The 22,839-nt window shown below is 44.7% G+C and carries 20 protein-coding genes; 18 read left to right on the top strand and 2 right to left on the bottom strand.

Annotated elements, in window-relative coordinates; genetic code table 11:
- Positions 1–81 precede the first annotated feature (81 nt).
- From odhB to AC58CZ_RS08985, 7 genes are all read left to right on the top strand, one after another.
- The gene (gene odhB / locus AC58CZ_RS09015; protein ID WP_494224263.1) at positions 82–1,317 is read left to right on the top strand and encodes a 2-oxoglutarate dehydrogenase complex dihydrolipoyllysine-residue succinyltransferase; all 1,236 of its coding nucleotides are present in this window, start codon (positions 82–84) and stop codon (positions 1,315–1,317) included.
- Positions 1,318–1,575: 258 nt separating this feature from the next.
- Positions 1,576–3,030 (top strand): dihydrolipoyl dehydrogenase, encoded by a 1,455-nt coding sequence (gene lpdA / locus AC58CZ_RS09010; protein WP_494224264.1) that lies wholly within the window; start codon positions 1,576–1,578, stop codon positions 3,028–3,030.
- A gap of 158 nt (positions 3,031–3,188) precedes the next feature.
- Positions 3,189–4,355 carry an ADP-forming succinate--CoA ligase subunit beta gene (sucC, locus tag AC58CZ_RS09005; RefSeq protein ID WP_058023973.1) on the top strand — a complete coding sequence of 389 codons (1,167 nt, stop codon included), beginning with the start codon at positions 3,189–3,191 and terminating at the stop codon, positions 4,353–4,355.
- A gap of 98 nt (positions 4,356–4,453) precedes the next feature.
- Positions 4,454–5,329: a succinate--CoA ligase subunit alpha gene (sucD, locus tag AC58CZ_RS09000; protein WP_058023974.1), complete on the top strand. Its 876-nt coding sequence runs from the start codon at positions 4,454–4,456 to the stop codon at positions 5,327–5,329.
- A 335-nt stretch (positions 5,330–5,664) separates the two neighbouring features.
- Positions 5,665–6,540, top strand: coding sequence for a sugar phosphate nucleotidyltransferase (locus tag AC58CZ_RS08995; RefSeq protein WP_494224265.1), 876 nt, complete (start codon positions 5,665–5,667; stop codon positions 6,538–6,540).
- Positions 6,541–6,542: 2 nt separating this feature from the next.
- Positions 6,543–8,219, top strand: coding sequence for a glucose-6-phosphate isomerase (pgi, locus tag AC58CZ_RS08990; RefSeq protein WP_494224266.1), 1,677 nt, complete (start codon positions 6,543–6,545; stop codon positions 8,217–8,219).
- 38 nt (positions 8,220–8,257) lie between these two features.
- A complete protein-coding gene (locus tag AC58CZ_RS08985) occupies positions 8,258–9,664 on the top strand; it encodes a UDP-glucose/GDP-mannose dehydrogenase family protein (protein ID WP_494224267.1) in 1,407 nt (468 codons plus the stop codon).
- Between the two features lie 79 nt (positions 9,665–9,743).
- On the opposite strand, the gene AC58CZ_RS08980 is transcribed toward AC58CZ_RS08985, so the two are convergent.
- The gene (locus AC58CZ_RS08980; protein WP_494224268.1) at positions 9,744–11,231 is read right to left on the bottom strand and encodes a phosphohexomutase domain-containing protein; all 1,488 of its coding nucleotides are present in this window, start codon (positions 11,229–11,231) and stop codon (positions 9,744–9,746) included.
- A gap of 244 nt (positions 11,232–11,475) precedes the next feature.
- Between AC58CZ_RS08980 and mazG the strand changes: the two genes are divergently transcribed.
- The 8 genes from mazG to yjgA all read left to right on the top strand — a co-directional run bounded on the left by mazG (position 11,476) and on the right by yjgA (position 19,026).
- A complete protein-coding gene (gene mazG / locus AC58CZ_RS08975; RefSeq protein WP_494224269.1) occupies positions 11,476–12,342 on the top strand; it encodes a nucleoside triphosphate pyrophosphohydrolase in 867 nt (288 codons plus the stop codon).
- 73 nt (positions 12,343–12,415) lie between these two features.
- On the top strand, positions 12,416–12,718 hold the full coding sequence (locus AC58CZ_RS08970; protein ID WP_494224270.1) for a helix-hairpin-helix domain-containing protein: 303 nt from the start codon (positions 12,416–12,418) through the stop codon (positions 12,716–12,718).
- A 166-nt stretch (positions 12,719–12,884) separates the two neighbouring features.
- Complete coding sequence (gene pcnB / locus AC58CZ_RS08965) at positions 12,885–15,038, top strand: polynucleotide adenylyltransferase PcnB (protein WP_494224271.1); 2,154 nt, start codon at positions 12,885–12,887, stop codon at positions 15,036–15,038.
- 1 nt (position 15,039) lies between these two features.
- A complete protein-coding gene (folK, locus tag AC58CZ_RS08960; protein WP_494224272.1) occupies positions 15,040–15,552 on the top strand; it encodes a 2-amino-4-hydroxy-6-hydroxymethyldihydropteridine diphosphokinase in 513 nt (170 codons plus the stop codon).
- 127 nt (positions 15,553–15,679) lie between these two features.
- Positions 15,680–16,480: a 3-methyl-2-oxobutanoate hydroxymethyltransferase gene (panB, locus tag AC58CZ_RS08955; protein WP_494224273.1), complete on the top strand. Its 801-nt coding sequence runs from the start codon at positions 15,680–15,682 to the stop codon at positions 16,478–16,480.
- A 50-nt stretch (positions 16,481–16,530) separates the two neighbouring features.
- Positions 16,531–17,433 carry a pantoate--beta-alanine ligase gene (gene panC / locus AC58CZ_RS08950; RefSeq protein ID WP_494224274.1) on the top strand — a complete coding sequence of 301 codons (903 nt, stop codon included), beginning with the start codon at positions 16,531–16,533 and terminating at the stop codon, positions 17,431–17,433.
- A gap of 50 nt (positions 17,434–17,483) precedes the next feature.
- Complete coding sequence (gene rapZ, locus AC58CZ_RS08945; RefSeq protein WP_494224275.1) at positions 17,484–18,464, top strand: RNase adapter RapZ; 981 nt, start codon at positions 17,484–17,486, stop codon at positions 18,462–18,464.
- Positions 18,465–18,513: 49 nt separating this feature from the next.
- Positions 18,514–19,026 (top strand): ribosome biogenesis factor YjgA, encoded by a 513-nt coding sequence (gene yjgA, locus AC58CZ_RS08940; protein WP_058023984.1) that lies wholly within the window; start codon positions 18,514–18,516, stop codon positions 19,024–19,026.
- A gap of 97 nt (positions 19,027–19,123) precedes the next feature.
- On the opposite strand, the gene AC58CZ_RS08935 is transcribed toward yjgA, so the two are convergent.
- The gene (locus AC58CZ_RS08935) at positions 19,124–19,744 is read right to left on the bottom strand and encodes a thiol:disulfide interchange protein DsbA/DsbL (RefSeq protein ID WP_058023985.1); all 621 of its coding nucleotides are present in this window, start codon (positions 19,742–19,744) and stop codon (positions 19,124–19,126) included.
- Between the two features lie 500 nt (positions 19,745–20,244).
- On the opposite strand from AC58CZ_RS08935, the gene ubiG reads away from it, so the two are divergent.
- The 3 genes from ubiG (at position 20,245) to AC58CZ_RS08920 (ending at position 22,822) form a co-directional block, all read left to right on the top strand.
- Complete coding sequence (gene ubiG, locus AC58CZ_RS08930) at positions 20,245–21,093, top strand: bifunctional 2-polyprenyl-6-hydroxyphenol methylase/3-demethylubiquinol 3-O-methyltransferase UbiG (RefSeq protein WP_494224276.1); 849 nt, start codon at positions 20,245–20,247, stop codon at positions 21,091–21,093.
- 83 nt (positions 21,094–21,176) lie between these two features.
- Positions 21,177–21,887, top strand: a complete 711-nt coding sequence (locus AC58CZ_RS08925; protein WP_494224277.1) for an HAD-IA family hydrolase — start codon at positions 21,177–21,179, stop codon at positions 21,885–21,887.
- A 98-nt stretch (positions 21,888–21,985) separates the two neighbouring features.
- A complete protein-coding gene (locus AC58CZ_RS08920; RefSeq protein WP_071002553.1) occupies positions 21,986–22,822 on the top strand; it encodes a YciK family oxidoreductase in 837 nt (278 codons plus the stop codon).
- Positions 22,823–22,839 lie beyond the last annotated feature (17 nt).

Below are 22,839 nucleotides of genomic sequence, written 5' to 3'. Positions count from 1 at the left end.
AAGTAGCATCACTAGAATGCTACTGACTGCCTATCACGACTTAATAATAAGTATGAATATCCAAATCTAAGGAGTATATCGATGGCTGACATCAAAGCCCCCGTTTTTCCAGAATCGGTTGCCGATGGCACAATCGTTGAATGGCATGTCACTGAAGGTCAACAAGTAAGTCGTGACGACCTATTAGCTGAAATCGAAACTGATAAAGTGGTACTAGAAGTCGTTGCACCAGATGACGGTGTATTGACCAAAATCGTCAAAAACGTTGATGATACTGTATTGTCCGACGAGCTGATTGCTGAATTTGAAGCAGGCGCAAGTGCCGGTGAAGCACCAGCGGTAGAGACAGATCAACCCGCTGCGCCAGTACAGCCAAAACAAGCTGCTGATGGTGGCGAGCCAGTACAAGTCACTGACAAAAAAGACGAAGAAGATCACAAAGATCAAAGCCCAGCCGTCCGTAAAGCGGCAAAAGAGTCTGGCGTTGATCCTAAAGATGTGGAAGGTAGTGGCCGCGGTGGTCGTGTCACCAAAACAGATATGGCTAACCCAACACTAAAATCAGACAGCAGCATCAAATCTGACAGCGGTCGTCCAGTTGCCGAATCAATGGGTGAGCGTACTGAAAAACGCGTACCGATGACTCGCTTGCGTAAGCGTGTTGCTGAGCGTCTATTATCAGCATCACAAGATACCGCGATGTTGACGACGTTTAACGAAGTGAACATGAAGCCATTGATGGACATGCGTGCTAAGTACAAAGAGAAGTTCGAAAAGCGTCATGGCGTACGTTTAGGCTTTATGTCGTTATTTGTAAAAGCAGCGACAGAAGCACTGAAACGTTTCCCAGCAGTCAATGCCTCACTAGATGGCGATGATATTGTTTATCACGGTTTTTATGATATCGGTGTAGCCGTATCATCAGATCGTGGTCTGGTCGTTCCTGTACTGCGTGATACTGACCGTATGGGTATGGCGGACATCGAAGCCAAAATCCGTGAATACGGTAGCAAGGCGCAAGAAGGCAAGCTTGGTCTAGACGAGATGACGGGTGGTACATTCACTATCTCAAACGGCGGTGTATTTGGGTCATTGATGTCAACCCCTATCTTGAACCCACCGCAAACTGCCATCCTAGGTATGCATGCGATCAACGAGCGCCCAATGGCGGTCGACGGTAAAGTTGAAATCTTGCCAATGATGTACTTGGCGTTATCTTATGACCACCGTATGATCGATGGTAAAGAAGCGGTACAGTTCCTAGTAACTATCAAAGAGTTGGTCGAAGACCCAGCTATGTTGCTACTAGACTTGTAAGCTTCTAAGCTTGTATTGGCAACCGCTGATACAAGCTTTTTAGCTTTGGTACAGATAATAGCTCTACCTGATAAGCAGCAACTGATTTGCTGCTAATTATATTAAAAAAGAATTTAATAATGGTGACTGACGCTCAGTGATCGATAAGTGAGTTTCTATCACGGACATAGCGTATTAGCTATCAAGTGTAGACAATGCTGAGCGTTTGGTAAAAAAACCAGTTTAAATAACACATAAAATTAAAAATAGGAACGTACTATGAAAGACAATTATGATTTAGTCGTCATCGGCGGCGGTCCTGGTGGTTACGAAGCAGCGATTCGTGCAGGCCAGCTCGGTATGAGTGTTGCTTGTATCGAAAAGCGCGTTTATAAAGGCGAGCCAGCACTTGGCGGTACTTGCTTAAATGTCGGTTGTATCCCATCAAAAGCCTTGCTTGACAGCTCACATCGTTATGAAGCCACCAAACACGACCTTGGCGAGCACGGTATCAGCACTGGTGATGTGGCTATCGATATCGAGCAGATGATTGCTCGTAAAGAAGGCATCGTAAAACAGTTGACTGGCGGTGTTGCTGCACTACTAAAAGGTAACGGCGTAGACTGGCTACAAGGCTGGGGTACTCTTGTTGACGGTAAAGGCGCGGACAAGCAAATCAAATTCACCGCCCTAAGCGATGACAGTGAAACCACCATCACTGCCAAAAACGTCATCCTAGCGGCAGGCTCAGTGCCCATCGAAATCCCTGTTGCCAAAACTGACGGTGACCGTATTGTTGATTCAACTGGCGCGCTTGATTTCACTGAAGTACCTAAGCGCCTAGGCGTTATTGGCGCGGGTGTTATCGGTCTTGAGCTTGGCTCAGTATGGCGTCGTCTGGGTAGCGAGGTCGTCGTATATGAAGCACTTCCTAGTTTCCTAGCTGCTGCTGACAAAGACATCTCAAAAGAAGCCGGCAAAATGCTCAAAAAGCAAGGTCTTGATATCCGCGTTGATACCAAAGTCACCAATGCTGAAGTACAAGGTGATCAAGTTGTCGTCACTAGCGAAAGCAATGGCGAATCGAGCGAGGAGAGCTTTGACAAGCTAATCGTTTGTGTTGGTCGCCGTGCTTATTCTGAAAAGCTACTTGGTGAGGACAGCGGTATCACGTTGACCGAACGTGGTCTTATCGATGTCAATGATCAGTGTAAAACCAATCTTGATGGCGTTTATGCGATCGGTGATTTGGTCCGTGGTCCAATGCTTGCGCATAAAGCGATGGAAGAGGGCATGATGGCTGTTGAGCGTATTCATGGCGAAAAACCTCAAGTTAACTATGATACTATCATCAATGTCATTTATACTCACCCAGAAATTGCATGGGTAGGTTTGACTGAGCAAGAAGCTGAAGAAGCTGGCTACGAAGTGAAGACCGGCTCTTTCAATTTAGCTGCTAACGGTCGTGCATTGGCTCAGAGTGAAGCACAAGGCTCTATCAAAGTTGTTGCTGATGCTAAGACTGATCGCCTGCTAGGTATGCATGCGATCTCTGCTGGCGCGGGTGATATCGTCCATCAAGGTATGATCGCAATGGAATTTGTCTCTAGTATTGAAGACTTGCAGCTGATGACATTTGCGCATCCAACGATTTCAGAAGCAGTGCATGAAGCGGCGCTATCTGCAGATGGCCGTGCTATCCACGCTATCCAGCGCAAAAAGCGTAAGAAATAAGCAGTTGCTCGTTTAATTATTATCGATTTACAACCTGATTGGGGTATCGCTATTTTGGTGATGCCACAATCATGAGTGCGTCAGACGTATGATTCATATGTATATGTGCGCACTTGATTTCACTTTTTATTAATTGTAAAAAATAAAGGATACAATCAATGAATTTACATGAGTATCAAGCAAAAGAGCTATTAAAAAGCTACGGATTGCCAATTCAAGAAGGCATCATCGCTCATAACGGCGACGAAGCTGCTGCAGCTTTTGATAAAACCCCAACGGATATCGCGGTAATCAAAGCGCAAGTACATGCTGGTGGCCGTGGTAAAGCGGGTGGCGTAAAACTGGTTAAAACTCGTGAAGAAGCCAAGCAAGTTGCTGAAGAGCTGATCGGTACTAACTTAGTAACGTTCCAAACTGATGCTGATGGTCAGCCAGTCAACTTTGTATTGGTTGCAGAAGATATGTATCCAGTACAAACTGAGCTATATCTTGGCGCTGTTGTTGACCGTGCGACTCGTCGCGTGACTTTCATGGCATCTACCGAAGGCGGCGTAGATATCGAAGAAGTAGCGCACAACACACCAGAAAAAATCTTCAAAGTACACGTTGATCCTTTAGTTGGTTTAATGCCTTTCCAAGCGCGCGACGTTGCGTTCAAACTTGGTCTAGAAGGCAAGCAAATCAATCAATTTGTTAAATTGATGACTGGCGCCTATAAAGCATTTGTTGAAAATGACTTTGCATTGATGGAAATCAACCCATTAGCTGTTCGTGAAAATGGCGAAATCGTTTGTGTTGATGGCAAAATTGGCATCGACTCAAACGCCCTATATCGTCTGCCAAAAATCGCAGCACTACAGGATAAAACTCAAGAAAACGAGCGTGAGCTTAAAGCGGCTGAGTTTGACCTAAACTATGTTGCTCTAGAAGGTAACATCGGTTGTATGGTTAACGGTGCTGGTCTTGCCATGGCGACCATGGACATCATCAAATTGTATGGCGGCAAGCCTGCTAACTTCTTGGATGTTGGCGGCGGCGCAACCAAAGATCGCGTTGTTGAAGCGTTCAAAATTATCCTTGAAGACAGCAGTGTTGAAGGCGTACTAATCAACATTTTCGGCGGCATCGTACGCTGTGACATGATTGCAGAAGCGATTATTGCTGCAGTAAAAGAAGTTGATGTACAAGTTCCTGTGGTCGTGCGTTTAGAAGGTAACAATGCTGAGAAAGGCGCGCAGATCTTAGAAGAGTCTGGTCTGAAATTAATTTCAGCTCAAGGTCTTTCTGATGCCGCGCAAAAAATTGTCGACGCTGTTAAAGCGTAATAGCCAAAGCGTAATGACGGCAGTGGCATATTGAAATGCTAATGACAGCTGAAGCCTGCTGCCATCATTACAAGACAACCGAATACAAGGAAAATATAATGAGTGTATTAATCGATAAAGATACCAAAGTATTGGTACAAGGTTTTACTGGTAAAAACGGTACGTTCCATTCAGAACAAGCCATCGAATACGGCACCAAAGTAGTTGGCGGCGTAACCCCAGGTAAAGGCGGTCAAACGCACCTAGGCTTACCAGTGTTTAACACAATGGCGGAAGCCATGGAAGCGACTCAAGCTGACGCTTCTGTTATCTATGTACCAGCACCATTCGTACTAGACTCTATCGTTGAAGCCATCGATGCTGGCGTTAAGTTGATCGTTGTGATCACTGAAGGCGTACCAACTATCGATATGCTAAAAGCAAAACGCTATCTTGAAGAAGCAGGCGATGTGCGTTTGGTTGGTCCTAACTGCCCAGGCGTTATCACGCCAGGCGAATGTAAAATTGGTATCATGCCAGGCCACATCCATCAGCCAGGTAAAGTGGGCATTATCTCACGCTCCGGTACGTTGACTTATGAAGCGGTTGCTCAGACAACTAAGCTTGGTTTCGGTCAGTCAACGTGTATCGGTATCGGTGGTGACCCTATCCCTGGTATGAACCAGATTGACGCGCTAAAACTGTTTGAAGCTGATCCACAAACTGAAGCAATCATCCTAATTGGTGAGATCGGTGGTACTGCTGAAGAGGAAGCTGCTGCTTACATCAAAGACCACGTCACTAAGCCAGTGGTTGGTTATATCGCTGGTGTTACCGCTCCAGAAGGCAAGCGTATGGGCCATGCTGGCGCTATCATCTCTGGTGGTCAAGGTACTGCTGAAGAGAAATTCAAAGCGTTTGAAGATGCTGGTATCGCGTACACACGTGACCCATCTAAGCTTGGCGACAAACTAAAAGAAGTTACTGGCTGGTAAGATAGACATTAGTCTATAGTGAAACTACTAAAACTATATTGAAATGTTAAGAAGACACCCCTACAATGGGGTGTTTTTTTATATCTGAAAATCCTATGAAAAGCGAGATATTGGCCATTACTTATAAAGATTGTATTAGTTTTCATAAACATGCTATTTTGAATGATATAGCTCGTAATTTTTGATTCAGGGTTCTTGAACTGATAATTTCTGTATATCTGCTGAGACGTTTGATATTAGCAAGGTACAAATCCAAATCGCTATAATATCTACTAAGCATTTGCTAAGTTAGCATTATTTTACCTAACCTACTTTCTCAAAACAGTCCTCTTATTATGAAAAAAATCACTCATGCCGTTATCCCTGTCGCAGGCTTTGGTACGCGTATGCTGCCATTGTCTAAATCTGTGCCAAAAGAATTGTTACCGCTTGGCAATCGTCCTGCTATCCATTATGTGGTCGAAGAGGCTATCGCTGCGGGTATCAAGCATATTGTCTTGGTCGGTCATGCACAAAAAAGCGCGATTGAAAACTACTTCGATGTCAATGCTGAGCTAGATAATCAATTACGTCATAAAGGTAAAGATGAGCTGGCTGATAGTTTAAATTGGCTACCAGAGGATGTAACGGTATCAATGATACGTCAAGGTAAGGCCTTAGGTTTGGGGCATGCAGTACTAGCTGCGCGTCCTATCATTGGCGAGCATGATTTTGCTGTATTGCTCCCTGATGTCGTTCTCGATCCGTTTACTACTGATATGGCTGCTGATAATTTGGCCTTTATGATTGATGCTTTTAGTCATGACGGCCATTCGCAAATATTGGTAAATGAAGTTGCTGACGAAGATGTGCACAAATACGGTATCGCCAAACTTATCGATACCAGTCATATAGATGAGATATCTGGCGACGTTAATGCCAGCTTTGGCGTGGCAGGTTTTGTAGAAAAGCCAAGCTTAGCAGAAGCACCGTCTAAACTTGCCGTAGTGGGCCGTTACGTATTTGATAATAAAATCTTTGATTATTTGGCTGATACCGAAGCCTCAGTCGGTGGTGAGATTCAACTGACTGATGCTATCGATGCGCTTATTAACGAATATGGTGTGAATGTGACAACGATGCGCGGTGCCAGTTATGATGCCGGTGACATGCGTTCGTATATGCAAGCGTTTATCTATTTTGCCGAGCAGCAATTAGCAGATGAAAAATAGCGATGGATAAGATAAAGGACGATAAGAAGTATCATAGCGCTCGCCGTTCCAAATACTGGGAGCAGTTGCAAACGCTTGCGGCGCAGCCATGGTCGCTGGCAAGTTTATTCGCGCAAGATGACAGTCGTGCGACACGCTTTAGTGCGCAAGCTGGTGCGCTGTACATGGACTATAGCAAGCAGTGTGTCGATGATCAGGTTATGGTCGCTTTATTGCGACTAGCAGATAGCTGTGAGTTGTCCGCTCGAATTGATGCATTGATGCAAGGGGCGATGGTCAACAATAGTGAAGAACGTGCGGCCCTACATACAGCACTACGTCTGCCTGAGAATGCAGAGCTACAAGTTGGTAAGCAAGATGTGGTTGCCGATGTACATCATAGTTTGGCACAGGTAGCGAGATTATCCGAGCGTGTTCGTACTGGCACATGGCGAGGGTTCTCAGGTAAGGCCATCACTGATGTGGTTAATATTGGCGTTGGTGGTTCTGATCTTGGGCCGCTCATGGCGACTGCTGCGCTTGATGAATGGGCAGATACGGAAATCGGTGTACATTTCGTCTCTAATATGGACGGCACTCAGCTTGATAATTTGCTCAAACATTTAAATCCTGAAACCACATTATTTATTATCTCTTCCAAATCCTTCGGTACGGTTGATACTTTATCTAATGCCAAAACCGCACTGTCTTGGTTACTTGCGACGGCGACGCTGCGCGCTAGTACTGAAGACAGTGTGTTGCGTCGGCACTTTATTGGAATATCAGCCAATAGTGAAAAGATGAGCGCTTGGGGGATACATCCTGAGCATCAATTAGAGCTTTGGGAGTGGGTTGGAGGCCGGTTTTCTTTGTGGTCAGCGATTGGGCTAGCCATTGCTATTCGTGTTGGTATGAATAGGTTTAGGGAGCTACTAAGTGGTGCTCACAGTATGGATGAGCATTTTGCACAGGCAGATTTTGTAGATAACTTACCAGTATTGCTAGGGCTGCTAGCTGTATGGAACAGTACGTTTTTGAGGGTGAATGCCCATACCGTATTGCCTTATGATGGACGGTTGGGCTATCTGCCTAGCTACTTGACCCAGCTTGAAATGGAAAGTAATGGCAAGTCGGTCACTCAGCACGGCGACCATATTGATTATGATACTTGCCCAATTCTGTGGGGCGAGATTGGTTCAAACGCTCAGCATGCCTTTTATCAGCTACTACATCAAGGCACGCAGCAAGTCTCCTGTGATTTTATCGCTTGTGTACGCCGTTATAGTGGCGAGGTGCAAAACGCCTCGTTGCAACAACAGCATGAGTTATCTTTAGCAAACTGCTTAGCGCAAAGTCGAGTCTTGGCATTTGGCAATGCCGCTGTCACAGAGGCATCGAATAGTGATGCAAAAACGGTATCCAGTGCAGATAAATACAAATATTACCGTGGTAATCAACCATCGACTACCTTGCTTATCGATGAGCTTACGCCTCATAGTTTGGGTGCGCTGGTTGCGCTCTACGAGCATAAAGTCTACGTGATGGCCAGTATTTGGGATATCAATCCGTTTGATCAATGGGGGGTTGAGATGGGCAAGCAAATGGCAGAGTCTGTGCATGACGCTATGCAGCAAGAGACTCACAGCCAATTTGACACTTCTACCGACCAGTTATTACAGCATATCAAAAAACTGTCTTAGTAATACTGATCAATCAATAATGTAAAAAAGGTACACTCATGGGGACTGCTACAAACGATCAATGTATGCCTTATAATGGATTTGCATCAAACCCATTGACCAGTTCCAATGTGTGTGTGCTGGTTGGCCATAGTATCGAAGCGATTACCAGTGCCGTGGTGCTGGCAAGTTTGGGTCAACGCGTTCATCTGTATGCCGATATGGATCTATTGGCTCAGCAGATACAGCAATATAGCTTTGAGCATCATCTACAAGCGCTATGGCAAATGTATGTACAGCAGCAAGTCATTACGAGTCAAGCATTGCCAGATAGTGCAGAGACGTTAATACAATATTATGAAACGGCAAATCATGGTGACAGCCACGTCGTCAGTCAGAACATTCATAGTGATGATCAAAATAAAGTGGCGCTTTACTGGTTGTTTTTAGACAGTATTAAGTCTGCGTGGACAGAAGATGGTTGGATTCGGGCTTTTAATCAAAGCCATCAGCAGGCGCTACCTGTAATAATGAGCGGAATTGAGGAATTAGGGACTATCTCAGCGCTATCTGAGCGTTTACAGCGCGCTTGGGTTTATTATGTTCCGTTCGTATTTTTACAAGATGGTGATGCTTATAATTCCATGTTGAACCCTGCATTATGGTTGCTGGGCGAAAAAACAGCGAACAGCAGCCAACATTTAGACGTCTTGAACCCATTAATGCAGCATGCTCGTGCTGCTCACCATGCCGATATTGCAACGATAGAGTTTGCTCGTAGCAGTATCATGGCGATGCTCGCGACCCGGGTGAGTTTTATGAATGAAATGTCTCGCTTGGCCGATAGTCAACAAGTGGATATTAGCCAAGTCAGCCGTATCATGGGCCTAGATGAGCGGGTTGGTGGTAGCTATTTGCAAGCAGGCTGGGGGTTTGGCGGCAATACATTGCCAACTGAGCTGACCAAATTACAGCAGTCGAGCGACACCCACAGTTTGGATATGCCGCTACTGCACGCGATTGCACACATCAATGAAGACCAAAAAGAGCTGATATTTCGCAAGTTTTGGCAGTATTTTGATGGTTTTATCGATAATAAAACCGTCATGATCTGGGGCAGCAGTTATAAAGCAGGCTCAGGCCGTACGGCGGGCTCAGCCATTCATCCGTTATTAGCCTTACTATGGTCTTATAATATTCGTACATTAGTATATAGTGATAAAGCCCAAGTTGAGCTTGCTGCGCTGTATGATGATCAACCCCTACTTGAATTGATTAGTAGTCCTTATCAGCAGATCCACGAGGCTCAGGCCGTTTTTGTGATCAGTTGGTCACCGCGGGACCGGCTGGATATAAATCAAATCAATCAGCAAGCCATGCCAATATTTGATGCCCAAAACGCCTTCACTCGCATACAAATTGATAGCTTGATAGGTGACTATGTGGGTATTGGGCGGACTAAATAGTTTTAAAGACATTGCTAATATTTTTAGATACATTGTCAAAAACGCTCGCTAATGATGGTTAGCGAGCGTTTTTGTGATTTTATGCTGGTACAGCACCTTGTGCTGCTAGCCATTGCTGAATTTCTTGAGTTTTATCAGACAATAGCGCCTGATTGCCGCAACTTTCGATGTTGAGCCTAATAAGTGGCTCAGTATTCGAAGCACGCAAATTGAAGCGCCACTCGCCAAAATTCAGACTCAAACCATCAAGTAGAGATTTAGTTGGATTGTCGATACTAAATTTTTCTTCAATGGCACTGATGATGGTTGGCGCATCGTGCGTAGTCAGGCGGAAATTTAGCTCGCCTGAGCTGGGGTAAGACTGAATATAGTCTGTTACCAATTCTGATAGGGTCTTGCCTGTGATGGATAGCAGTTCAATGGTCAGTAGCCAAGGAATCATACCGCTGTCGCAATAGAAAAAGTCACGGAAATAGTGATGGGCCGACATCTCACCACCATAGACTGCACCTGACTCGCGCATGACTTGCTTGATAAATGAGTGTCCAGATTTACTGATGACCGCGTTGCCCTCATATGCTTCGATAACCGCTTCAGTATTGTATACGACGCGCGGATCATACACGATTGATTCATTCGGGTATTTGTTCAAAAATGCTTGAGCGAGCATACCGACGATGTAGCTACCATCAATGAACACGCCATTTTCGTCAAACAAAAAGCAGCGATCAAAGTCACCATCGAAGGCAATACCAAGATCCGCTTTGTTTTCTAGTACGGCTTGCTGGGTCGCCAGTCTATTGGCTTCAATCATTGGATTGGGAATACCGTTAGGGAAGCTACCATCAGGCGTATGATGCAACGTGATAATTTCAATGGGTGCACCAGCTTGCGTCAGTCTATTGATTAACAAGTCAACGACTGGACCTGCGCTGCCATTGCCGGAGTTAATAATCAGTTTGAGTGGTTTTAGTTTATCAGTATCGATAAAAGTCATGACATGATCGATATAAGCACTTTTATCAGTCAATAATTGCAACTGTCCTGATTGATTGTCAGTGGCAAATTGTCCTGATTCTGCCAATGCCTGAATCTCTGCCAAACCGTCATCCGCACTGATAGGTTTTGAATGTTCTTTGACCAGTTTTAAACCATTATAGTTGATAGGGTTGTGACTGGCAGTCACCTCAATACCGCCTAGCGCCTGATAATAACTGGTGGCAAAATACACCTCTTCCGTACCACTCATGCCCAAATCGATTACATCGACGCCTGCATCAACGATGCCTCTGATAGCGGCTTGTTTTAATTGCTCACTAGAGTGGCGAATATCACTACCAATGACAATAGCTGGTTTTAGATCTGCCATATCATTGGTTTTATTTTCAATGGCTGCGTGATAGCGCTGATATAAAATCTGAGCAAAAGCCCGACCAATACGGTAGGCGATGTCTTCATCGAGATTGACGCCAAGCTCACCGCGTATATCATAGGCTTTAAACGAGTTGATGGTAATAGCATTGAATTCCGTGGCTGGCTGATAGCTGGTGGTCGCAGAAGTCGACATAATGATAAAATTCCTTGCGCATGAGCAATGATAAAATAAGAAAGTAGATAGCATAATTATAAGCCAATCAGGGTTCAATGATACATTAACTACTCAATGAGTTAGATACATGTCGATATGTATGACGCAGATTTATGCTGATCGATCACTAAGCCTCGTACTACACTGACATACGAGAATGATAAACTATACGCTATACCAAGCCAAAAAATGGCATGATAAATAAGATATAAGAGTATTTCCTATGAGTATTTTAGACAATAAAATTACCGTACCTAAGCCCGTGCAAGGCACACCAGAAGCGAGCGGTGAGTTTGATGATTTACTGGCTTTGATGGCCCGTCTACGAGCAGATTGTCCATGGGATAGGAAACAGACCAACCATAGCCTTATTCCGTATGCCATTGAAGAAGCCTATGAGCTGGGCGAAGCAGTGCAAAGCGATGATGATGAAGATATCAAAGGTGAGCTGGGAGATGTCCTGTTACAAGTCATCTTTCATTGTCAAATGTACGCTGAACAAGGGCGTTTTGATATGAGTGATGTCATTACGACTTTACAAGAAAAGCTGGTTCGCCGTCACCCTCATGTATTTGAAGCCGAAACGCTCAAAGATGATGCGGCAGTAAAAATACGCTGGGATGAAATTAAAGCGGAAGAGCAACAGGCACGCGAAGCACGCGGCAAATCAAAACGCCGCTTAGATCAAGTGAAAGCGGGTAGTGCCTTAATGCAGGCACAAGATGTGCAAAACCAAGCGTCAACGCTGGGTTTTGATTGGGAGGGTGTTGCTGGTGCCGTCGAAAAGCTAGACGAAGAGATTGCCGAGCTAAAGCATGAGCTAACAGATAAATCTATAGTCGAGATCAAAGCCAATATCAGAGAGGTAGAAAAGGAATTAGGCGATTGCATGTTTGCGCTCGTCAATGTCGCACGTAAACTAAACCTTGATGCAGAAGCCGCTACCTTAACCTGCGTACATAAATTTAAATCACGTTTTGGTTATATTGAGGAGCAATTAGCATTAAGTGGTAAGCGTTTGGAGGACAGCGATATAACCGAAATGGATGCATTGTGGGAAGCGGCGAAACAACATGAACGCTCATCATAAAATTTCGTCTCACAGTTATATTTCGCCTAGCAGCTACATAGTAATGTCTATTGTTAGTCTTTTATGCGCTCTGATGATGCTTAATAATGCCCACGCTGTTCCCTGTTTTGACAACCCTCAGCGCGCTTACAATTATCTGTTGGCACAAGAAAATGCCAAAATACAGGCACGAGATGAAGCCACCGTAAATATCAATCTTGCCAGTGAAGGCGAGCTGGTATCGCTGAATGGTATTGGCAGCAGTAAAGCCCAGGCGATTATTTTATATCGTGAAATGTTTGGTGAATTCAAAACAGTAGATGAGTTGGCAAAGGTGAAAGGTATTGGTGCAAAAACGCTTGAGAAAAATCGAAGACGCTTAAGTGTGCAAGATTAATAGCGGTATTTTGCATTAATCAATCCCAATATTGACAAAATAGCATGTAAGTAAATGTCATAACACACCCAGCACGTGCAAAATTTGTTAAACTAGCGGGTACATCCGCCTGATAAACGCTGTGTTATTCAGGGATGGTTAAAGAATACCGGCGAGGAGTAGATGCATGGCCGAGCGTGCCGCCAAGCAGTTAGAACTGAACAAATCTGAATTACCCAATTCCATTACTGAAGTGATTGCCACATTGACCCGAGCTGGGTTTGATGCGTATATTGTTGGTGGTGGTGTGCGCGATACCTTATTGGGTCTGCGCCCAAAAGACTTTGACGCCGTGACTGATGCCAAGCCGAACGAGATTAAAGACGTCTTTGGCAAGCGTTGCCGTATCATCGGTCGCCGCTTCCAATTGGCACATGTGTATTCTGGCCGTGAGCTGATTGAAGTGGCGACGTTTCGCGGACCCCCAACGAGCAATGCCAATACCAACCAAGACGGTATGATCCTGCGCGACAATGTCTGGGGCGATATCAAACAAGACTTTGCCCGTCGTGATTTTTCTATCAACGCGCTTTATTATCAGCCGCTCAAAGGCGTGGTTCATGATTTCTGCGGTGCGCTTGATGATATTGATAATAGAATTATTCGTCTATTGGGTCATGCGCCAGTGCGTATCGAAGAAGATCCAGTAAGACTATTACGTGCGCTACGATTTAAAGCCAAATTGGGCTTTGAGTTTGATGATGCGTTATCCGATCAGTTTCATGATGGTAATTGGGCGCTGCTTGAGCAGATATCGCCACATCGTCTCTACGATGAAACACAGAAGATGTTTACCGGTGGCTATCTAGTGCCACTGTTGCCACTATTGTTTGAATCTGGCGCGATCGATAGCCTCATCATTTATCCACCAGCCGAGCCAAGCGCCTTAGTCAATCAAGTGGCCATCAATACCGACAAGCGTATTGCGGCAGGCAAAAGCATCAATCCAGCGTTCTTTTATGCGGCGCTATTGTGGGAAAACTATTTGCATCAATTGGCAAAAGCTAAAAAGCGCAATATGCCGTTTGCTGAAGCACAAATGCATGCCGCTGGTAAAGTCATCGACCGTCAACGCATCAAAACCGCTATTCCAAAATTTGCTGAGCAGTTTATCCGTGATATCTGGATATTGCAGCCAAAACTTGCCGCTCCGCGTAGCAAGCAAATCGTTCAGCTCTCTGAGCATCCGCGCTTTCGTGCGGGTTTTGACTTTTTATTATTGCGTGAGCAATGCGGTGATGCTGAGCATCCATTGTCAGAGTCGACGAATGGCATGGGCGAGTGGTGGCAGACGTATCAGACATTGTCTGAACGAGAGCAGCAGCAAGCGATTGAAGCGTTCGACGAAAATATTCGCCGCGGTGCCTATAAAAAAGGGCAACGTAGCCGCGGACGCAATCGTCAAAAACCAGAAGCAAATATCACTGATCATTCACCATCTAATCAGAACAGTGCAAAACAAAGTAAAGCCAACACTAGTACTGATAAAGGTAGGAATGATCAGACAATGGTAAATGACCCATCAAATATCCCAGCACGCCGTCGTCGCGCTGTCAGTCAGTCTAAAAATGACAGCAGTAACAACACAGCATACAACACGCAGCAGGTAAAGCAAGATAGCAATGAGCTTGCGCAGCTACAGCAGCTATCGCTTGCCAGTAATAACCAGGCGACAAACAAACGCCATCACTCTAAACCTGCGCCACTGTTCGTTATAGAGCACGAAAAAGTTGTGCCACCGCTACAAAAGCAGCTGCCAGCTGAGAGTGCATCGCAGCCGAAGCGCAAGAATGCACCTGTGCAAACGGATAAAGCTGATCATTCAGATAGTACTCAGTTGTCTAAAGCTAATTCGTCAGAGGTTAAGGCATCATCTGATCAGGTAAAACCAACTCGCTCAATCGCCAGATCGCCTGCGCTTGTCAGTATGAATAACGAGCCGATTCCGCACAAGCGTCGCCGTCGTCAGCCTACTGTTGATAGTACAAATAGTGTCGAGTTGCAAAGTAAGAATGATAAAGAACAATCAACAGCGAAGTATGCGAGAAAAGCACCTAAGTCAGTAGCGACATCAGCTAGTCCAGCTGATACTACAGAAGCGAAAACTGTAGCGCGTGAAGGGACAAAGAAAGCGGCTACACCAACAAAGGCCAAGAAACCAGTCAAAACAAAGACTGAGCAAGTTGATAGTAATCAAGCTCCTGCTGTTAAAGTGACCGATGATAAAGGCCCTGTGCCATCAAAACGCCGTCGCCGTCAGCCTAGTACTGAAAGTGCCTGATATGAATAACAGTATGAATGATAGTCACTGGGTTACCTGTTATGTGGGCCTAGGTAGCAATCTATCTAATGAGTTGGGCTCGCCTATAGACCATTTGCAGCAAGCGCTTGAAAGCATGAAAAAGAGTGAGAAAATACGCGAAATTAGCGTGTCTTCTTTTTATGCGTCAGCGCCAATGGGTCCACAAGACCAGCCAGACTTTATCAATGCGGTTGCTGGGTTTGAAACGGTAATGACGCCTTTTGAGCTGCTTAGTTTTTGTCAGCAGTTAGAGAGCATGGCCAAGCGGGCACGTTTGCGCCGCTGGGGTGAGCGTAGTCTAGATGTCGATATTTTACTATATGGTGATATGCAGATTGCCGAACCACAGCTAACGGTTCCGCACGTTGGACTATGCGAGCGTAATTTTGTATTAATACCACTGCGAGAGTTAGCGCCACATTTGACTATCGTAGAAACACCAATAGCTGATTACCCACAAAGTCATGATTGGACAGGCTTAAAATTATTATAAAACGACTGATCTGCAGTGGCTTATCATAACTGATTAAGTATCAGATACTTTTTATGATAGCTCACTAACGCTAGCTAAAATGATAGACATTGATAATTAAAGGCATTGCAAGTTAATTGAGGGTCATATGACAACATTATCTACGTTGAATAAATTTAAAAAAGAGGGTACTAAGTTTACTTGCTTGACGTGCTATGACTCAATGTTTGCACGGATGATGGATAAGGCACAGATCGATACGATTTTGATTGGTGATAGTCTAGGTATGGTCGTGCAAGGTCATGACTCAACACTACCTGTAACCGTCAATGATATGGCATATCACACAGCCAATATCGCCCGTAGTAATAAACACGCTTTGATATTGGCTGACCTGCCGTTCATGAGTTATGTGACGTTGCCAGAAGCCATTGCCAATAGCCGCCAATTGATGCAAGCAGGCGCACATGTGATTAAGGTCGAAGGCGGTAGTGAGCTCTGTGAATTGGTGACGACTTTAGCGCAAGCAGGAACGCCTACTTGTGTACATCTTGGTTTGACTCCGCAATCGGTCAATGTCTTTGGCGGCTATAAGATTCAAGGCCGCGGTGACGAAGCGGCTGACAAATTGCTCGCTGATGCTAAGGCAGTGGTTGATGCTGGTGCAGCGCTGTTGGTGCTAGAGTGTGTGCCGGCAGCACTTGCCAAAACAGTGACAGATGCTGTTGCTGTACCAGTCATTGGCATCGGTGCAGGCGCAGATACTGATGGTCAGGTACTGGTGATGCATGACATGTTGGGCATGGTACACGGTCGTGTGCCACGTTTTGTACATGACTTTTTGACCGATGAGCGTAACAGTGCACATAGTATTGAAGGGGCTTTTGCGTTATATCAGCAATCAGTACGTGACCGCAGTTTCCCAACTGAACAGCATCAATTTAGCTAATCTATTTGAGCTTTCAAATATCAGAATATTGAAATATAAGAAAAACTACCATGTCTCCAATTATTTATCATGATATCCCATCACTACGTGCAGCGCTTCAGCCTTATCGTGGTCACCAAATTGACAAACAAGACCGTCAGCAGCATATTGCGTTAGTACCAACAATGGGCAATCTGCATCAGGGTCATCTAGAGCTGGTAAAAATTGCTAAACAGCATGCGGATATCGTCGTCGTTAGTATTTTTGTCAATCCTACTCAGTTCGGTGTGGGTGAGGATTTTGATAGCTATCCGCGTACACTAGACGAGGATGTGGCTAAGCTTACCACTGTTGGTGCAGATTATGTGTTTGCGCCAAGCGTTGATGCGATGTACCCAGTATTACCACCACCGACTACTGTATTAGCTGGCGCTATTAGTAGCCAACTATGTGGTCAATCACGTCCTGGTCATTTTGATGGCGTTGGTATCGTTGTCTCTAAGCTTTTCAACATTGTGCAACCAGATGTGGCGATATTTGGCCAAAAAGACTATCAGCAGCTGGCTATTATTAAGCAGTTGGTGCGTGATTTGAGCTACCCAATTGAGATTATTGGTGCACCTATTATTCGTGCTGATGATGGGCTAGCGCTCTCCTCACGTAATCAATACTTAACCGAATCTGAGCGACAAGTTGCGCCTATACTGCATCGAGAGCTACAAGATTTGGCAGAGCAGTTGAAAGGTGGTGGTATTAGTCAGCAAGCGTTTGAATCATTACTAAAAGACAAGCGTACACGCATTAGTGATGCAGGTTTTACGATCGATTATCTAGAAGTAAAAACTGAAGCGCTGGGTTCTGTCGTAAGTGACTCTACAACTTTCAATATAGAAAATAAAAACATTGTTATTTTGGTTGCAGCATGGCTGGGACGCGCACGTTTATTGGATAATCAGTTAGTAGTGGTGGGGTAAACCCTTCGGTACATAATGTATCGGATGCAATGAACTAGAATGGGTAGACCATGGATATAAGTCAGGATCAAAGCGATAATCAAGCCGCATCGACAACGCCAAAAATATCAGCGCCAAAAATATCAACGGATAATCTCAGCATTCTAGTGGTATCAGGCCGTTCAGGATCAGGAAAAACCTCAGTACTGAATATCTTAGAGGATTTAGGTTACTACTCTATTGATAATTTACCGCTGTCTTTATTGCCTAGCGCCGCTCACAAACTGGTAAAAGAGAGCGGTATCAATCGCATTGCCCTTGGCGTTGATATTCGAACGCCGCGCGCGGATCTGTCCAATTTTGCAGCAACCTATGCAGCATTAAAAGACACTTACGGCAATCAAGCTGTTCAAGTGTTATATGTGACCGCGCAGGAGAGCACCCTGATAGCGCGTTTCAATGCGACGCGCCGTGTTCACCCCCTGATGTCTCAAGATGTTGATAGTGACAATGCAAAGCATATCGCATTTAACCTGCCTGCTGCGATCAAGAAAGAAATTGAATTATTAGAGCCAATTTCTGGTCATGCCGATATCAAGATTGATACTACCAGTCTAAATATCCATCAGTTAAAAGACAGATTACGCGAACATATTGGCATGGACAATCAGATTGTCATTAACCTACTGTCATTTGGTTTTAAGCACGGTAGTCCCATTGATGCTGACTTTGTATTTGATGTCAGGATTTTACCCAATCCACATTGGAATCCTGAGCTGCGTGCCTCCACAGGGCTCGATGCTGAAGTCAGCGCATTTTTCGCTGATTATCCTGAAGTGGCTGAAATGCTAGATGATATCGATAAATTCTTGACACGTTGGCTACCAGAGTTTTTGCATAATAATCGTCATACAGTGACGGTTGCAATCGGTTGTACCGGCGGTAAGCATCGTTCAGTATTCATCACGGACCATCTACAGCGTCGTCTCGCTAAGGCAATGCCATCAGGCGTCAAAGTATTGGCAAAGCACCGTGAAAAAAGCCGTTGGTAGTCATACGCGGCATTATTAATTTTATTACTTATTATTTTGGAAAGCTTTTATGATTGACTGGTCAGAACAAGATATGCGCGTTTCGCGCACAGAGCTCAAAAAAGCCCACGAGCGCTTACAGCAGTTATCCATACCACTCGCTAGCCTCTCAAAAAAGCAGTTAAAAACGTTGCCAGCCAGCGATTATTTTATGGCGGAACTCATGGCATTGGCCGATATTACCAGCGCCAATGCCCGTAACCGTCAGACCAAACGCGTCGGTAAGCTCATCAGCGAAGAAAATCGCCATGAGCTGGTCAAGGCATTGTTTGATGCGTTTTTCCCCAAGGAGCAGGTGTCTAAAATCGAAAGTTGGTACGATCGCCTAAATATCAATGATGAGGGAACGCTCAAGCAATTTGTAAAACAATACAAAGCTTCTGAACATAATAGTATGTATCAGTTACTATTGTGGATTGAATACGCCAAGCATATGCAAGATGATGAGTTGATGGCGGAATCAAAAGAAGACTTGGCAACTTATATTCGCGAAGTGGCGATCTTGTCGCAATTGAAAAAATAGACCTCTCAGACGATATGGACGTGTACCCCAATACAAAAAAGCCAATCAATGACTGATTGGCTTTTTTGTATGCGCTGTATAAGCTTGTATATAGAGGCTATTTTTTCTCAGCGCGGGCTTTATCGACTAGATATTCAACCACTTTAGGCACTTTAGCATCTTCACCTGTGACCACATATTTGCCTTGTACGACTACAGCAGGTACGCCAGTAAGCTGATAGCGCTTAGCGCCTTCTTGTGAGCGACCAATTTTAGTACCGACAGCAAATGAGTTGTAAAGACTGTTGAATTTCTTCTCATTCACGCCTTTTGATGCATACCATTTGCTCAATGATGATTGATCAAACAGTTTTTTGCCATCTTTATGAATCGCATCAAACAAGGCAGAATGGGTTTTGTCTTCAAACCCTAAAAGCTGAGCGGCATAAAAACCACGAGCATTGGCTTCCCAAACAGGGTTTAGTGCTGCTGGTGTTTTGAAGAATACGACATCTTTGTCTTTGGTTTTTGCCCATTTTTCCATGTGTGGATCGAGAATATTACAATGCGGGCAACCGTACCAGAAAAACTCACGAACAATAATGGCATCACCGCTGATGGTCTCTGGATTGTCTAGCACACGGTAATCCTTTCCAGCGACATAGTCTGCAGCTTGTGCGCCCATAGAAGCAAGTCCAATGGCCATTGCCAGACCAGTCAATGTAATGACACGTTTCATACTTTATCCTTAAGATGTAGGGATTTAGAGTTTGTTAAAGGGTTTGTGTATCTATGGCGCTTATAATACATGATATCTGAGCGAGAAGAATTTCAATATACTTAAGTGACATAATATTGAGGTATCGACTATGATAACGTAAAACGTAGGCGCTTGTGAATCGGATTCTTAACCGACAGTTGTAAAGCTGTTAGCTATTATTTAAGGTATCTTACTTACGCTGCTTTGTATTTTTATCAATATTATCCGCTCATTTATATTTTTAGATCAGATCTCTCTATACTAGGAGTAATTGTCGATAATATGAATGAATATTTTTATAATAGGCCGTATAACGGCGCTATTACAAAGCAGCTGGCACACAAACTTAGGTGCTTGCCCAGTCTATTCACAATCAGTGACGATGTACTTACGACAAAGAAGCTGCCCTCATGATAATATTGAACACATAATCGTGCACCTTCTACGATAATAACGATAACGACAACAAAGGAAATACTATGAGCTCAGCCTTAGCTTCTTTGCCATCATCGAGCGATACAACCAAAAACCGCTTCGATGATACAGTAACGAATACGATAAACGTCGATCCCAGCGAAGTCGAAAAATTTAACAACTTGGCGAGTGAATGGTGGAGCAATACAGGTGCATTTGCAACCTTACATGAAATCAATCCATTACGCTTAAATTGGATAGAAGAAAACGTCAAACGGGGTTATCAAAACGACGCTAACAATGGCAACAACACTGGCGCGATCAAAACAGCAGAGCAGGGGCTCGCTGACAAAAAAGTGCTCGATGTAGGATGCGGTGGCGGAATATTGTCAGAGTCTATGGCGCGTCGGGGTGCGGATGTGACAGGGATTGATTTGGGTACTGAAAACCTCAAGGCTGCTACAGTGCACGCTGAGCAGAGCGGATTAGAGAGCACTTTACGCTATCAGCATATTCCAGTTGAAGCGCTAGCAAAAACGCATGCAGGTCAGTTCGATGTGGTGACCTGTATGGAGATGCTGGAGCATGTGCCTGATCCTAGCTCAATTGTACAGGCTTGTTATGAGCTCTTAGCGCCTGGCGGTGTTTGTGTACTATCGACGATCAACCGAAATCCTAAGTCGTACTTGTTTGCTATTGTTGGCGCAGAGTACGTGCTGCGATTGCTCGACCGCGGCACCCATGATTATGCCAAGTTTATTACCCCAGCTGAGCTAGACAAAATGGCCATCAATACAGGTTTTGTACGCCAAGATATCATTGGTTTGCATTATAATCCGCTGACTAAGCGCTATTGGCTCGCCCAAAACGTTGATGTGAACTATATGATAGCTGTCCAAAAACCATTGGTTTAACGCGGTAGAGTGAGCACTGTAGACGGCTTTCTTTATCCAATGTAATTTTACTAAACACGTTATCAATTTCAAGAGCATTCACTATGACCCAATTTGTAAAAGCTGTTTTATTTGACCTTGATGGGACGTTAATCGATACTGCTGCAGATTTTGTGCGTATCATTGGTAAAATGAGTCTCGAAAATAATTGGCAAGCGCCGCCTGAGACAGAAATCCGCGAGCAAGTCTCTGCGGGCGCTTCAGCTATGGTGCAATTAATGCTCAGACATAACGATCAGCTAGAGGTTAGCGAGGACGAGTTACTTAATTTTCGTCAACAGTTCCTAGATGACTATGAAGCTGACATCTGTGTCGATAGCTGCTTGTTTGATAGCCTTGACGCGGTGCTGGCAGATCTAGAGAGCAAAGGCGTACCGTGGGGTATTGTCACCAACAAGCCCCGCTATCTGGCAGAAAAACTGCTCAATAAAATGCAACTTGATGAGCGCTGTGCCGCTTTGGTCTGTCCAGACGATGTATCACGCTCAAAACCGGATCCTGAGCCGATGTATATGGCCCTAGAGAAACTGGGTATCCCTCGCGGTGCTGCTGGCTCTGTGCTGTATGTGGGCGATCATATCCGTGATATTGAAGCGGGCAACGCCGCTGGCATGCCAACCATTTTGGCCGCTTATGGTTATATTCCGCCTGAAGATCAAAAAACGCTCAAAAAGTGGGGAGCTGACTATATTGTTGAGACCCCTGAGCAGTTGAACAAATTGCTGCTTTCTTCTGGCAAATTTGAGTATTTATAGACTGGTTTTTGGGTAGTAAATGGTCAGTATGAGTCATCTTGAGTTCATACTGATAAGCATATATTTTAATGATTCAACGATAAGTAGTGAGTAATACCATGAGTGACAATATCAATCAGCCAGCTAATCAAACAAACAACCAAAAAAACGTTCAAAGTCTTACTCAACCTTTGACTCATGACGATATTCGCAATTTTGTGCCACCTACTCATTGCCTAGATGGAAAAACTATCTTAGTGACAGGTGCAGGGGATGGCATTGGCCGTGTTGCAGCATTAACCTATGCTCGCTATGGCGCTACAGTATTACTACTAGGTCGTACCAGCAGCAAGCTCGAGTATGTCTATGACGAGATTGAGAGCCTTGGCGGTAAACAGCCTGCTATGTTGCCGATGAATCTAGAAGGGGCCACCTATGCTGAAATGCAGCAGCTAGAAGGATTGATTGATAAAGAAGTTGGTCAGCTGGATGGTATTTTGCATAATGCTGGTGTGCTTGGGCAATTGACGCCACTTGAGATGTATGACGTTGATACATTCGCTCAAGTCATGAAGGTTAACTTTACAGCGACCTTTATGCTCACCCAAGCATTGCTACCACTGCTAAAAGATGCCGATCATGGCTCTATCGTCTTTACGTCTAGCACTGTAGGTACGCATCCTCGTGCGTTTTGGGGCGCTTATGCGCTCTCTAAGCAAGCGGTTGAAGGTATGAGCGATATCTTCACGCAAGAAACTCAAAACACCACCAACCTGCGCTTTAACTGTGTCAATCCGGGTGCTACTCGCACCAATATGCGCGCTCATGCTTATCCAGGGGAGAACCCGATGAGCTTAAAAACACCTGAAGATATTATGGCAGGCTACGTCTGTTTGATGAGTGATGCCAGTATTGGGGTGCGCGGGCAAGTTGTTGAGTTGCAGCCAAAAGATTAACAGTGATATTTTTGCTT

The sequence above is a fragment of the Psychrobacter sp. CR212 genome, from assembly GCF_059693765.1.
The sequence above is the reverse complement of the archived record's forward strand: the minus strand, read 5'-3'. Positions and strand labels throughout refer to the sequence as shown.